Origin of the sequence: Neobacillus drentensis (assembly GCF_021560175.1) — a bacterium.
In the GTDB taxonomy this organism is placed as follows: Bacteria; Bacillota; Bacilli; order Bacillales; family Cytobacillaceae; genus Neobacillus; species Neobacillus drentensis_A.
Window position 1 is genome coordinate 3,194,241 of record NZ_CP091110.1, and the last position, 13,331, is coordinate 3,207,571.

General features: G+C 38.0%; 18 protein-coding genes. 15 read left to right on the forward strand and 3 right to left on the reverse strand.

Features of this window, described 5'->3' with window-relative positions:
• Positions 1-93: 93 nt before the first annotated feature.
• The 6 genes from L1999_RS14860 to L1999_RS14885 all read left to right on the forward strand — a co-directional run bounded on the left by L1999_RS14860 (position 94) and on the right by L1999_RS14885 (position 4,367).
• Complete coding sequence (locus L1999_RS14860) at positions 94-312, forward strand: hypothetical protein (protein WP_235739266.1); 219 nt, start codon at positions 94-96, stop codon at positions 310-312.
• Between the two features lie 38 nt (positions 313-350).
• Positions 351-680, forward strand: a complete 330-nt coding sequence (locus L1999_RS14865; protein ID WP_235739267.1) for a DUF1904 family protein — start codon at positions 351-353, stop codon at positions 678-680.
• A gap of 495 nt (positions 681-1,175) precedes the next feature.
• Complete coding sequence (gene sstT / locus L1999_RS14870) at positions 1,176-2,414, forward strand: serine/threonine transporter SstT (RefSeq protein WP_235739268.1); 1,239 nt, start codon at positions 1,176-1,178, stop codon at positions 2,412-2,414.
• Positions 2,415-2,596: 182 nt separating this feature from the next.
• The gene (locus L1999_RS14875) at positions 2,597-2,974 is read left to right on the forward strand and encodes a hypothetical protein (RefSeq protein WP_235739269.1); all 378 of its coding nucleotides are present in this window, start codon (positions 2,597-2,599) and stop codon (positions 2,972-2,974) included.
• Between the two features lie 46 nt (positions 2,975-3,020).
• Complete coding sequence (locus L1999_RS14880; RefSeq protein ID WP_235739270.1) at positions 3,021-3,341, forward strand: antibiotic biosynthesis monooxygenase family protein; 321 nt, start codon at positions 3,021-3,023, stop codon at positions 3,339-3,341.
• 195 nt (positions 3,342-3,536) lie between these two features.
• Positions 3,537-4,367: a DUF4405 domain-containing protein gene (locus L1999_RS14885; protein WP_235739271.1), complete on the forward strand. Its 831-nt coding sequence runs from the start codon at positions 3,537-3,539 to the stop codon at positions 4,365-4,367.
• Between the two features lie 149 nt (positions 4,368-4,516).
• Here L1999_RS14885 and L1999_RS14890 read toward each other — a convergent pair whose 3' ends face one another.
• Complete coding sequence (locus tag L1999_RS14890; protein ID WP_235739272.1) at positions 4,517-4,756, reverse strand: HPr family phosphocarrier protein; 240 nt, start codon at positions 4,754-4,756, stop codon at positions 4,517-4,519.
• 344 nt (positions 4,757-5,100) lie between these two features.
• Between L1999_RS14890 and L1999_RS14895 the strand changes: the two genes are divergently transcribed.
• The 9 genes from L1999_RS14895 to L1999_RS14935 all read left to right on the forward strand — a co-directional run bounded on the left by L1999_RS14895 (position 5,101) and on the right by L1999_RS14935 (position 10,849).
• A complete protein-coding gene (locus tag L1999_RS14895) occupies positions 5,101-5,280 on the forward strand; it encodes a hypothetical protein (RefSeq protein ID WP_235739273.1) in 180 nt (59 codons plus the stop codon).
• A 226-nt stretch (positions 5,281-5,506) separates the two neighbouring features.
• Complete coding sequence (locus tag L1999_RS14900; RefSeq protein WP_235739274.1) at positions 5,507-5,785, forward strand: autorepressor SdpR family transcription factor; 279 nt, start codon at positions 5,507-5,509, stop codon at positions 5,783-5,785.
• A complete protein-coding gene (locus tag L1999_RS14905; RefSeq protein ID WP_235739275.1) occupies positions 5,782-6,408 on the forward strand; it encodes an SdpI family protein in 627 nt (208 codons plus the stop codon). Before L1999_RS14900 ends, L1999_RS14905 begins: the two co-directional genes overlap by 4 nt.
• 186 nt (positions 6,409-6,594) lie before the next feature.
• Complete coding sequence (locus L1999_RS14910; RefSeq protein WP_215042535.1) at positions 6,595-6,708, forward strand: YjcZ family sporulation protein; 114 nt, start codon at positions 6,595-6,597, stop codon at positions 6,706-6,708.
• A gap of 32 nt (positions 6,709-6,740) precedes the next feature.
• The gene (locus L1999_RS14915) at positions 6,741-6,896 is read left to right on the forward strand and encodes a YjcZ family sporulation protein (RefSeq protein WP_215042534.1); all 156 of its coding nucleotides are present in this window, start codon (positions 6,741-6,743) and stop codon (positions 6,894-6,896) included.
• Positions 6,897-7,045: 149 nt separating this feature from the next.
• Entirely contained in the window at positions 7,046-7,630 is a 585-nt protein-coding gene (locus L1999_RS14920; RefSeq protein ID WP_235739276.1) for a YflT domain-containing protein, read from the forward strand.
• Between the two features lie 189 nt (positions 7,631-7,819).
• Positions 7,820-8,989, forward strand: a complete 1,170-nt coding sequence (locus tag L1999_RS14925; protein WP_235739277.1) for a DUF4317 domain-containing protein — start codon at positions 7,820-7,822, stop codon at positions 8,987-8,989.
• Complete coding sequence (locus L1999_RS14930; protein WP_235739278.1) at positions 8,989-9,753, forward strand: SDR family oxidoreductase; 765 nt, start codon at positions 8,989-8,991, stop codon at positions 9,751-9,753. Before L1999_RS14925 ends, L1999_RS14930 begins: the two co-directional genes overlap by 1 nt.
• A 214-nt stretch (positions 9,754-9,967) precedes the next feature.
• Positions 9,968-10,849, forward strand: a complete 882-nt coding sequence (locus L1999_RS14935) for an alkaline phosphatase family protein (protein ID WP_235739279.1) — start codon at positions 9,968-9,970, stop codon at positions 10,847-10,849.
• A gap of 46 nt (positions 10,850-10,895) precedes the next feature.
• On the opposite strand, the gene L1999_RS14940 is transcribed toward L1999_RS14935, so the two are convergent.
• Together L1999_RS14940 and L1999_RS14945 are read right to left on the reverse strand one after the other, a co-directional pair.
• Positions 10,896-12,461 carry a HAMP domain-containing sensor histidine kinase gene (locus L1999_RS14940; RefSeq protein WP_235739280.1) on the reverse strand — a complete coding sequence of 522 codons (1,566 nt, stop codon included), beginning with the start codon at positions 12,459-12,461 and terminating at the stop codon, positions 10,896-10,898.
• A gap of 37 nt (positions 12,462-12,498) precedes the next feature.
• A complete protein-coding gene (locus tag L1999_RS14945; RefSeq protein ID WP_235739281.1) occupies positions 12,499-13,215 on the reverse strand; it encodes a response regulator transcription factor in 717 nt (238 codons plus the stop codon).
• Positions 13,216-13,331: the final 116 nt, after the last annotated feature.

The following is a 13,331-nucleotide window of genomic DNA, read 5'->3' on the forward strand; positions in this document are numbered from 1 at the left end:
TTACTTTAAGCAGCGAAAATGATTAAATAAAAAAAGCGACAACAAGATTTTACTATTGAGTCAAGTGTCTAAAGTAGAAAAGGAGTTGTGACAATGAAAAATGATAAAGATGTCATTTCCTTTAGTGCCAATAAAAAATGGCTATCAATCCCTGAAGAAACTCGTAGAATGCTGGAAAAAAATGTTTGGTGTGGATCTTGTTCGGAAGCAGTTACAATCGAAAAATATACGGTTGAAGGCTCGCCTCACGGCATCGTATTGCGCGGTCAATGCAAAAAATGCGGACATGCCGTAGCAAGGGTGATAGATTAAAGCTGCTTACATCTATACAAGCTTCTGGAGGAAATAGTATGCCACAAATAATTTTTAAAGGGATTTCAGTAGATGAAGTCAAAAAAATCAGTTCCTCGCTAGTTTTGGAATTAGCCCACCTTTGTCAGTGTGAAACGGACAATTTCACCTTAGAAATCATCCATTCTACCTTCGTATTTAATCAAAATGAGGTCGAAGGATTTCCTTTTATCGAGGTAAAATGGTTTGACCGAGGTCAGGAAATTCAAGACCAATTTGCTGGTATCATCACGAAACAGCTCCAATCCATAGGCATTTCTGAATTAGAAGTTGCCTTTACTATTTTCTTGGAGTCTGCTTATTACTTAAATGGAAAAAATTTCGCTTAAGTCAAGTTTTTTGAAGAAGTCTTTCGAGCAGCACATCCTTTGTGCTGTTTTTTGTTTGCCCATTTTTAAAGGGTTAGGATTTTATACATGGTTAGATTCAGGAAGTTAGGATTGTCTATCAAATAAGGAAACCCACCTTTTTGTTGAAGCTAAGGTGGGTTTCCTTTCCTAAGTAGATTATTCCCCCACATTCAGTAAACCACCTATTATTTGACTTTAATCTATTTCCGAACGTTCGTGTTTTACTACATGTTTCATAAAAATATACTATCCAAAACAATAAAAAGCAATAATGATATTGTAATATAACTGTATATTCTTTATAATAATAAAAAAGATAGATTTAAAAAACACGAACAATTATGACTTAATAATGATATATTGTTCAGTTTCTTACTTCATTAGGTAATGTCACACTAGTGAGGTAGGCCGATATATAGAGAGTTATGGACAAAGGACTGATGAAAAATAAACTACAACTAGGGGGAACAATCTTTGAAAACTGTCGTCAAAAAATGGAATCAAATTAGTTTGGTCAAGCAAATTATTATCGGTTTAATTATCGGTATCATTCTAGCCGTAACCATTCCAGAAACAGCAAAACCCATTACAATCCTTGGTTCTTTATTTGTAGGTGCCCTTAAAGCAATAGCACCCGTACTGGTACTCTTCTTAGTTATGTCAGCCATCGCGCAACACAAAAAAGGTCACCAAACGAACATGAAATCCATTATTATCCTATACCTTTTAGGAACCTTTTTAGCTGGATTCATTGCCGTGATTGTCAGTTTTATCTTTCCTGTCAGTATCTCCCTTGCAAAGGGTGCGGAGGATGTTACTGCTCCTGGCGGTGTTGTCGAAGTTCTCAAAACATTATTGTTGAACGTAGTGGATAACCCTGTTAAAGCGATCTACAATGCCAACTATATCGGTATTTTAGCTTGGGCAGTCCTTCTTGGAATGGCATTAAAAAATGCCTCTGACACGACAAAAACATTGATTGTTAACTTTTCAGATGCAGTATCCAAGATGGTGACCTGGGTCATCAAATTCGCACCATTTGGGATTATGGGGTTGGTAATCGAGTCGATTACTACAAATGGAATCGGATCGTTAGTAAGCTATGGTAAATTACTGGCTGTATTGATTGGCTGTATGCTCTTTGTTGCTTTTGTAGTCAATCCCATTATCGTGTTTGTGAACATTCATCAGAATCCCTATCCACTTGTATTTAAATGTTTGAAGGAAAGTGCCATTACCGCATTCTTTACCCGCAGTTCGGCTGCCAACATTCCCGTCAATATGCGATTATGTGAAGACCTGCAATTGGATAAAGATTCTTATTCGGTATCAATTCCATTAGGAGCAACGATTAATATGGCCGGGGCAGCAGTTACGATTTCTGTTCTGACACTTGCCGCGGTTCATACATTACACATCCATGTAGACATTCCTACAGCGATCATTCTTAGCGTTTTATCTGCTGTATGTGCTTGCGGTGCTTCAGGGGTTGCTGGCGGTTCACTATTATTAATACCACTGGCATGCAGCTTATTTGGAATTCCAGCCGATGTTGCCATGCAAGTAGTAGGAGTCGGTTTTATTATCGGTGTGTTACAGGATTCTTTTGAAACGGCCTTAAACTCTTCAACTGATGTCCTGTTTACAGCAACCGCTGAATTTAAAAAGTGGCGCAAAGAAGGAAAAGCGATCCAAATCAAAAAAGTATCCTAATCCAAGAAGATTGAGGTTGAGCTGCCAGTTGCTGGCAGCTTTTTTTCTCATTCAGTTGAAATGATCGAAATAAGAAATTATCCAAAATTTTTTGAGAATTCAATTGACTTAATGTATACAATCGTATACATTATAAATATAACTTGTGTATACGATTGTATACACCGAAGGGAGCTGCTTTTATGAAAGACGAAGAATTTAAGGATCCTACTAAAGACTTCCATCCTAGAGGAAAACATCATCGAAAAGACCATGATCATCACCATCACCATCGTGGTGCAAAAACGTTCCGACGCGGTAGAGCAATTGCCTTTTTAGAGATGATGAATTTAAAACGATCTACTTTAAAGAGTCAACTCGATGCTCCAGAATTTCAATCGATTAAGCCCATCCTAATCGGCGAATTAAAAGCTCTTGAAATGGTCATTAACGAATTTATGCAATTATTTGAACTTCACGAAGAAGAAGCAGCGAAAACAGAACCTAATCATCCGGAAGAAGCAATAGCTTCAGTACCTGATACAGATTCTCAAGATAGCAGTGAGGAAAAAGAGGACTGATTTTTGTCCTTCTTCGCTAATAAATAAAAAGATAGGGGATGTATGTATGTTCGTTCAATTACGTAAAGTAACCGTGGCAGAAGGATATGCCGAACAAGTAATCAAGCAGTTTGCTGGAAAAGGGATTATTGAAGAACAGGAAGGATTTATTGATTTAACCGTCATGGAGAAAAAGGTCCGAAAAGGGGAAGAGGAAGTCGTCGTCATGATTCGCTGGGAAACAGAGGAATACTGGAAACAATGGGAAAAGAGTGATGTTCATATCGCAAACCATAAAGCAAACCTCGGTAAGCCAAAGCCAGACTATATTTTAAATACAGAAGTTGGGAAATACGAAGTAAAAGCCGTCAAACAACCAGCTAATTAATCTAGAGGGAGCCAAAAGGCTTCTTTTTTGTCTCTTAGAAAAAGCCCGAACCTATTATTTATATAGTAAAGGGGATAGTAACAAAATTATTTTCAAAAATAAATATCAGTTTATAACGATAAGTTAAGCTTTTCTTAAGCTTTTCCCCCTAAAATCTGAAACAGTTAGGTTATTTATTTATATGGGGGAATTTTTTTGAAGAAAAATTATACAAAGATTGTACTTGATTTAATGATGGCGATCACATTTGTGTTACTAATGAATCCAAGAGTATTAAATGGATTACCCTTTCATGAAATTGCGGGTGTGATCATAGGAGTAGCTATTCTCTTCCACATCGGATTAAACTTTCGCTGGGTGATTACTACTACCAAAAAGATTTTTGACCCGAAACTCCCTAAAAAAACTCGATTTAGTTTTCTGTTAAATATCCTGCTATTAATTTCGATGGCAACTGTCATTGTAACGGGTATTCTCATTTCCAGAGTTGTTTTTCCAAGCCTTGCCATTCAAGGGGGACATTCGATACGCGGTATCCATGGACTGTCAGCTGATGCTACACTTGCGCTAGTAGGACTTCATATCGGGGTTCATTGGCAATGGATCATGAGTATTTGTAAAAGAGCGTTCAAGTCGAAGGAAGGCAAACTTAGGAAGGGTGTTCTTGCGTCAGTAATCCTGTCTCTTGCCATTTTAGCTGGTGGTATTCAGTGGTTTGCGTCAACTGCTACTACAAGCATGGGGGATTTCAATAAGGCACCAATACAGCAAAATAGCCAATCATCCACTAATGGGGGCACAGGAACAATTAACCAAAATCCACCTAATGGAGATTTTCAAGGGGAAAAGTTCGAGCATGATGGAAGAGGAGGAAAAGAAGGACATGGGGGCAGCAGCAGTCCATTCCTTGTCGTTCTTAACTACTTTGCGATTTGGGCAGCGATTATTATTCCAACTTACTATCTAGAAAAACGAATTTTAAGGAAAAGACGGAAATCGAATGATCTGCATCCGAAAGTATCTTAATGGATATTAAAGTCAAGTCGTGATCTCTCAACAGGGAATTTTTCCTCCTATTAAAAAATAGCAGAGTTGATTCATCTTTGAATCCTCTGCTATTTAATTACTCTGCCTCGTTGTTACATAGATATTGCCTTGAGTTGGTAGTGCCTTTTTTATAGCAACAAATTGATAATTGCCTTCAATGCTTCCTCATCGTCATCACCTTTAGTCGTGATGGTTACGTCAATTCCGGCCCTTACGATGGTTAGGACACCAATAATACTTTTGGCATCGACCGTGAAATTCGCTCTTTTAATTTTTATATTACTTTCAAATTTATTGGCCGTTTCAATAAACTTGATTAATTCATCTACAGATAGGTTTTTCTTAACTGTTATGTCTTTCACTCTCATGTGCTTTCTTCTCCTGTGAATGTTATTTAGCTAATAAATTTTGGGCTTTTTTTAAAACCTCCCCTAAAAATCACTAATGTTTAAAGTTTCTCCATCTAAATTCATTTTTCCTGCCCAATTCCTCAATTGAAAAAATGGATAGATCAAACATCTTCTTCCTTGCCTATTGAAAGTGGCTCTTAGAGATGAAGAATTTTATTTAATTGTAATTCTTTTCAAGTGGCAACATAATCACAGGGATAACTGGGGAAAATTAAGACGGCTATTTATATTAACTTAGATAATGGTTTACCGGAATTAGGCACTGTTCGTCAAATTATCTCTTAAGGAGGAAGGATGGAACGATGGATCAAACCAAACAAAAGACCTTCTCTGTTGAATATGAGTTAGGCGGGGTCGTTTTTTATAAAAATGTAAATGCTGCAAGTGAGGAAGATGCGAAGAATCAGATTCAAGCACAACAAACAAACGCAACCATTCATGGTGTATCCATTATTGAAGAAAATGAAAACTATGCAGGGTAGAAGTGCGTGGCCGGAACTGACCTTTCACCCCTTAATGGTATACGGATATCCGTATGCCGTTTTTTTGTTTTTTAGCCTAAATTATAAATAATGATTAGAATTTTTCGTGAATAGTTAACAGGAAATATTGACCTTTTTTAATCCAAGGCATATTCTATATTTAGATAATTATCTAAATACCTAATAAAGGATCATGGAGATTTTTAATAAGAAAAGAGGCTTTAACATGAATGATGCTTTTAAGGCATTATCCGATCCAAGCAGAAGGAAAATTCTCCACTTACTAAAAAAGAAAGACTTATCTGCTGGAGAAATCGCTGAGCATTTTAATATGACCAAGCCTAGCATTTCGCACCATTTGAATTTATTAAAACAGGCAAATTTGGTCGATTCGGAAAAAAAGGGCCAGCAAGTGATCTATTCTCTCAATACAACGGTATTTGAAGATGTCGTCACGTGGTTTATGGACTTTCTTAGAAAGGATGAAGAGGGGGAGTTGAAATGAAAAAATATGGGTTTGGATTGGCTGTCTTAATAATGAGCATTATTGTAACGTTTATTTCTTATCCGTATTTACCAGAACAGATCGCCGTGCATTGGAACTATAAAGGTGTACCAGATGACTTTGATCATAAATCCTTTGGTTTATTTCTATTCCCTGGAATCATGTTCGTTTTGTATCTATTAACAATTGTATTACCTAAAATTGATCCAAAGAAAAGTAATTTCCAGCGCTTTCAAGGACCCTATTTTCGAATTATGAATGGAATATTATTCTTTCTTTTCTTAGTTCAGTTGGTGCAAATTACAAGCGGATTAGGAATCGTGAACCCAAAATACGTCGTTCCTGAACTTGTTGGTATATTATTTATCTTTATTGGCAACTTGAGTCCCAAATTCAAACCTAATTATTTCGTTGGAATTCGAACACCGTGGACCTTAGCCAATGAGGAGGTTTGGAAAAAAACGCACCGGTTTGGCGGGAAGGTCTTTGTGATCACAGGTTTATTGCAGTTATTGGTTCCATTTGTACCAGCTGCCATCCAAGCAGCCCTTGTATTTTCAATCATTATCATTTGCCTAATCCTTATAGTTGTTTCTTCTTATTATTTTTTTATTAAACTATAAAATTATGTGCCCATTTACTCATTTGTAAAATGGGCCTTCTTTAATTTAAGAAGATTGTGGGGCAACAATCCGTGAATTCACTGTATTTTCATACAAAAAGGCAAATAAACTTCATTTGGAAGAGCCCTTACACCTTTTGAATTTCATCATACTTTGTAGGGAGTAGTTGCAAAGGAGGTTTTTGATATGGATGGAGCAGGATATGGCGGAGGATTCGCCTTAGTGGTTGTATTATTTATCCTTCTAATTATTATCGGTGCGTCCTTTATGGGCGGAGGATATGGCGGAGGATTTTATTAATTAAAAAATACGAATAGAAAGGGGTTTTATGTATGTTCGGTTACGGAGGATTTGGTGGATTTGGTGGCGGCTGCGGCTGCGGAGGTTACGGATACGGCGGCGGTGGCTTTGGTTACGGCGGCGGCTTTGCATTAATCGTTGTATTGTTCATTTTGTTAATCATCATTGGAGCAACTTGCTTTTATTAATTAAAAGTTAGCTACAACTATCGCTTAAAATGAGAAAAAGCCTTCTTGGGCTTTTTCTTATTTTTTGTCTTGATGAATAAACAAATGTTTCATTCCTCCTCCATGCGGGTATTTGTAATAAGGACTACTCGTCCAAAGGAGGAATTTCAATGTATGAACATGAAAAGCACCTGGTGGGAGTGTACGATACTGAAAATGAAGCCATCCAGGCAGTCGAAGATTTAAAACGTCAGGGTTATGCACCTGAGGATATTTCGGTAATCGGGAAAAACAAAGACGAAGTAAACGGAATTAATGATGCTACTGGTACGAAGACAGAAGAAGGTCTTGCTGCCGGTGCGGCCACAGGCGGTGTACTTGGCGGACTTGTCGGCTTGCTGGCAGGCGTAGGAGCTCTTGCGATACCCGGTGTCGGGCCGATTCTAGCTGCTGGACCAATTGCCGCAACCTTAACTGGGGCAGCTGTTGGAGCAGGAGCAGGCGGATTAGCTGGCGCTTTAATTGGAATGGGAATTCCTGAAGAAGAAGCGGATCGTTATGAAGGTTATGTTAAAGAAGGGAAAATCCTGGTTGTTGTTAAACGACGTGAAAACCTTGTCGGTGATAACCATTTTGATGGTGGTGTCAACGTACACCTTCCAGATGGAAACGTGACATCAGACGATCCAATCAATTCGGGAATCAATTATAACCAACCCGTTTCCACTCGTATGGACAACAACAGAGGTATCTAAGCAAACAACTATATAAAGAGTTATATCGAAAGATAAATTTAAATTAGTGTCAAATAGGCTATTCAAAAAGTCAGTTACGTAAAGACTTTTTGAATAGCCTTTTTTGTTCTTCTCCTATTAAAATAAAAAATATAAAGTATTACTATTTTCTCGAGCGAACAGTATAATCAGAAATGGGAGTTGAAACGAATGAATAAAAAAGACATTGCTAATATCCGAAAACAATTTAAACTAGACAACTATCTTCTGCAAATTAAAGAAATCTTTAATGTTTATGTAAAAAAAGAAACAGGTGAAATCTACCACCAGATTAGCCAGCCATTTCAAATGCTAGAACACGAAGCACAGGAATTGTTTTTAACAAACTTTAAAAAAGTTCTTTCTGGCCATCTGGATGCCAAACTATTTGAACTGAAATTCAGGCGGGATGTAGAAGGCAGCACACAAACCATCCTGTTCGAAGGCTTACGGACAGATTCTCCGGATGAGTGGCAAGAGAACATGCTGCAAATCGTCGAAAAAATGTTCTCTCATGCTGTCTATGAATTTGATACCGTGGTTACATTTATCCGTGGTGAATACCGGATGGCAACGAAAAAACGAGATTTAGAATCGGAGCAGGGCGGGGATGATGAGGTTTATTCCAGCGAGTTTATCCTTTGCAGTCTTAATAAAACCGATCAGCCTAAAAAAGCTTTGCTGTTTGATTATATCGAGAAAGAATTCAAATCGAATAACGCCGTTGATCCGATTATTAATTTAACCGCTCCGTTATCTGGTTTTCTGTTCCCTGCCTTTAATGAAAATGCGGCGGATGTGAACCACATTCTCTATTACGGCGGAAAAGTGAATCAACCAGATGATTCCTTTATCGAACAGGTTCTCAACTGCGAAGAAATTATTACCGCGGTGGAGGATAAGGACAGCTTCGAACAAATCTTAAAGATTGTGATGGGTGACGAAGTGGATTCCAGGGTCATTTCGAATGTCTATGAAGAAATTGATAAGATTGTCCAGGAGTACGAAGAAAGTGAAGATCGCGATGAAAGTGAAACGCCTATGTTGGATTCTCGGGATATTGAACATATCCTAGAGATCAGTGGGGTGGAGGATGTCGATACTGCGAAGGTAGAACATGCCTTTAAAAGTGTGGTAGACGATGAAAAACATGAAATTAAAGCCACCAATATCCTTCCAAAAGCCATTAAGATTAATACCAAGGTGGCAGATCTATCGATTAGCCCGAAGGAACTGAAAAATATGCAATATATTACTTACAATGGCAAACGGTGTCTATTAATTGAAATCGATGAAGATGTGATCGTCGAAGGATTTAAATTGGAGACTCGACAGCTCTAATGGAGAGTAAGAGACAGGTTCCTAATAACATTGCACTCGTCACTGGAGCAAGTAGTCCACGAGATATAGGGACTGCCATTTGTAGAAAATTTGCTTCACAGGGTTTATCTATTTTCTTTACTTATTGGAAAGCTGATCCTGCTTGGATTGAAGAATTCCAACAAACGATTACGAATATGGGCGTCCGTTGTGAAAGCTTAGAAATTGACTTATCCAACCCGAATGCTGCCTATGAGATCCTTGATTCAGTGGAAACGAAAGTAAGGTTTCCTTCCATCTTGATAAATAATGCGGCCCATTCAAAGAGTGATGGGTATTTACACCTTGATGCTCAAACACTTGATCACCATTATGCCGTCAATATGCGATCTACTTTTTTACTTTGTGTGGAATTTGCGCGCCGTTTTGAAAAATCGGATTTAGATACAGGTAGAATCATTAATTTAACATCGGGACAAGATTTAGGACCAATGCCTGGGGAGCTAGCTTATGCAGCAACTAAAGGTGCTATATCAGCCTTTACCAGGTCTCTTTCTCAAGAACTTGCCCCGTTAGGAATTACGGTGAATGCTGTAAACCCCGGACCAACAGATTCAACTTGGATGACGGACGAAATAAGAGAGCAGCTACTGCCTAAATTTCCTATGGGACGGATTGGATTACCGGAAGATGTCGCACAAACCATCGCTTTTCTTGCTAGTGAGGAAGCAAAATGGATAACGGGTCAAATTATAAATTCAGAAGGTGGATTTATCCGAGGTTAGAACAATACGTATCAAAGAAATAAAGAAGCTGTACTAATGCTTAAAATAGCCATTGGTTCAGCTTTTTTGTTTAAAAAATATAGTCTCGTTAAGTAATTATCATCTTATTTTGGTAGGCTAGTTTTGGATTGCCGGCTTGGGTATATAGTAGAATATAGATAAGAGGAACCATGGTACTATTCTTTTTTACAATTGAAAGGAGATGCAGATTTCATTGAGGAAGGGCTGGAAGTTTTTATTTGTTGGAATCATGCTGTTATTGAGTGCTTGTAATCAAAATGAGCCAAAGAATCAAACTAGTCAAGAAAAGACTGTACATAAAGAGGAAGAAAAAGCGAACCTGCCGAAAATTGATCATATTTTAATCGTTGTGGAGGAAAACCATTCTAAAAGTCAGATTGAACATAACTCATCCGCACCCTATATAAATTCATTAATGAAGCAGGGCGCGAATTTCACCAATTATCATGCAATCCAACATCCAAGCCAGCCCAATTATTTGGCTTTATTTTCGGGGTCCACTCAAGGAGTAACGGATGATAAGATGCCAAAATCTAAATTCTCGACCGCTAACTTAGCGAGTGAATTAATCGAGAAAAATTACTCCTTTAAGGGGTTTTCAGAGGGACAACCTTCTGTCGGTTATGATAAGGAGTCTGCCGGAAATGGGTATGCCCGGAAGCACAATCCTTGGACAAACTTTACGAATGTCCCTAAGGAGTCTAATCAACCATTTAAGAATTTCCCAAAGGACTTTTCCACCTTACCAACCGTCTCATTTGTCATTCCAAATCTTGATTATGATATGCATGACGGTACCATCCAAGATGCCGATCAATGGTTAAAAAATAACATTGATCCGTATGTCCAATGGGCAAAAACACATAATAGCCTTTTGATTGTTACCTGGGATGAAGATGAGGGATCGAACAAAAATATAATTCCAACCTTCTTTGTGGGGCCGATGGTAAAAGCAGGAGTATACAAGGAAGATGTTAATCACTATAATTTATTAAGAACGATAGAAGATATATACGGGTTATCCCATGCAGGCCAGGCAAAAACCAGCCAGCCAATTATGAGTAGTTGGAACTGAATTTAATGCTATAAAGAGGGCCGTCATACTTGACGGCCCTCTTTAGCTAATTCGCCCCGTGAAAGGGCAAATTTATGGTTAGTTGAATCACTTGATTTTTATAATCGACATGGATGGTACCATGATGCAGCTCGATGATACTTTTTGTAATGGCCAATCCTAATCCGGCTCCAGACTTGTTAGAAGAACGAGAGGTATCGACTCGATAGAAGCGATCAAATAATCTGGTAACCTCTTCTTCAGACAGAGATTCGCATGGGTTTGAGACAGAAATCTGGACAGAATGTTTGTTTTTGTACATTTGCACATGAATGTCGCCATGGGGCGTACTATATTTAATTGCGTTGGTTAACACATTCTCCAATGCTCGCACTATTTGATTCGGGTCGACATCCATCAAGATTTGTTCTTTTGGGAGATCAACGCTAAACATAACATGGCGATCGTTTGCAATAGGATCAAGTTCGTCGATTAATTGTCTAATCATTTGATTTAGACTAACTTTTTCTTTCTTAAGCTGTACACCTTGATACGTTAACCGTGTAAAGTCAAAAAGATCCTCAACTAACTTTTTTAATTGTTCGGATTTTCCGTAGGCAATATCAATGTATTCTTCTAATTGTACTTGGGTGTTGAACTGATGGTCTTTTACAAGTCTCAAATACCCCATAATAGAAGTTAGCGGCGTCCGTAAATCATGGGAAACATTGGTGATCAACTCATCCTTTAACTTTTCGGTCTGTCTCTGTCTTTCAATCATTTCGTCTAATTCAGAAGCCATGTAATTGATATTGGTTGCAAGCGAACCCACTTCATCGCTGCTTTTCTCCCGAATCCGATAATGTAAATTTCCCTTTGCTATTTCCATTAACCCTAAAGCGATTTCCTCAATTTCTTTCATTTTCCGTTTGGTAATCAAATAAAAACAGAGGATAAAAGTAACAAGTCCAAGTAGATAAGGCGTAACACCAGTTTCTTTAATATAAACAGCCGTGGATTTAGGGACTCCCAAGACAATTAAATAGTCCTTTCCTCCATCAAGGGTTATCGGGTATAGCCTTGTAACAGTGGGATGGTCATTATGGTCTTTTCCGACAAGTGTCTTTTTTGCATTTGTCCCTACACTTTGAAGATCGACCTCTGTTTCACTTACTCCTTTGGACTTATATAGGACCTTTCCATATGAATTTGTTATGAGTGCATTGATATTGTTTCTTTGGTTAGGTGTATTGATTATATATTGGATTAATTCCATTCTTGTTAAATGATAAACCGATCCTGGTCCGTTTGGCACCGTTATCCATCTTTCATTTCCACCTCTAAATGAAACTGAACGGTTTAGAAACTTCTTTTTAAAGGCAGGATCTTCATCTCCTAATTCGATTACGAGGCCGTTTATATCTTGATTCATCTGGCTGAACTTTATTTCCAACTCTCGTGCACTTTCATCAATGGAAACAACCCCTTCCGTAAAATCAAGTCTGCGATCTTCATTCACAAAGAAAGGGCTTGCGACTAAACCAACAAGAGTGGAAGCTAGAATACATAGTGCAAAAGCTAAAATAACTTGAATTCGCAAGCTTGTTTTCACAAGATGGACAAGTTTATCCAAATAATTACCTCTCGGAAGGAAAGGTAAAAATCGTTTCTTATTGTTCAATTTTATATCCAACTCCCCAAACGGTCTTTATAAACCTAGGTGTTCGTGGGTTATCTTCAAGTTTCTCTCGAAGATTACGAATGTGAACCATTACAGTGTTTTCTGATTCATAAAATGGTTCATTCCAAACTCGTTCGTAGATTTTTTCCGTACTAAACACGACGCCAGGATTCCGGGCCAAAAGTTCTAAGATGGCAAATTCCCTTGGTGTTAACTTTATGTCTTTTCCTTCTACTGTGACCTCATGAGTAGAGATATTGATTAATAGGTCATCTATCGAAATCACATCCAATTGTTGGTTAGAATTTATGGGAGAATTTCCATCCATCTGATTAAAACGAAGGTAACGGCGGAGCTGCGATTTTATTCTGGCCACTAATTCCAAAGGTTGAAACGGTTTCGTGACATAATCATCCGCTCCCGTTGTTAATCCCATAATCTTATCCATATCCTGCGATTTAGCAGATAGCATAATAATAGGAACATTCCGGCTTTCTCTGATTTTCATACATGCTTGAATTCCATCTAGCCGCGGCATCATGATGTCTAAAACGACCAAATGAACAGTATTTTCTTCCAGGCACTTTAACCCCTCCAATCCATCTGCTGCTTTTAGAACGTTATACCCCTCATTAATAAGATAGATCCCTATTAAATCTCGTATTTCTTTTTCATCATCAATGATTAGAATGGTTTCTTGTGACATTGTAACCGCTCCTTTCTAATGCCTAAAGTTTACTCTTTTCCTCTTAAGAAAAGACAGTAGAATTTCTGAAGATTTTCTGAAGATTTCCCTTAACAATTAAGAAAATCTTCAGAAGG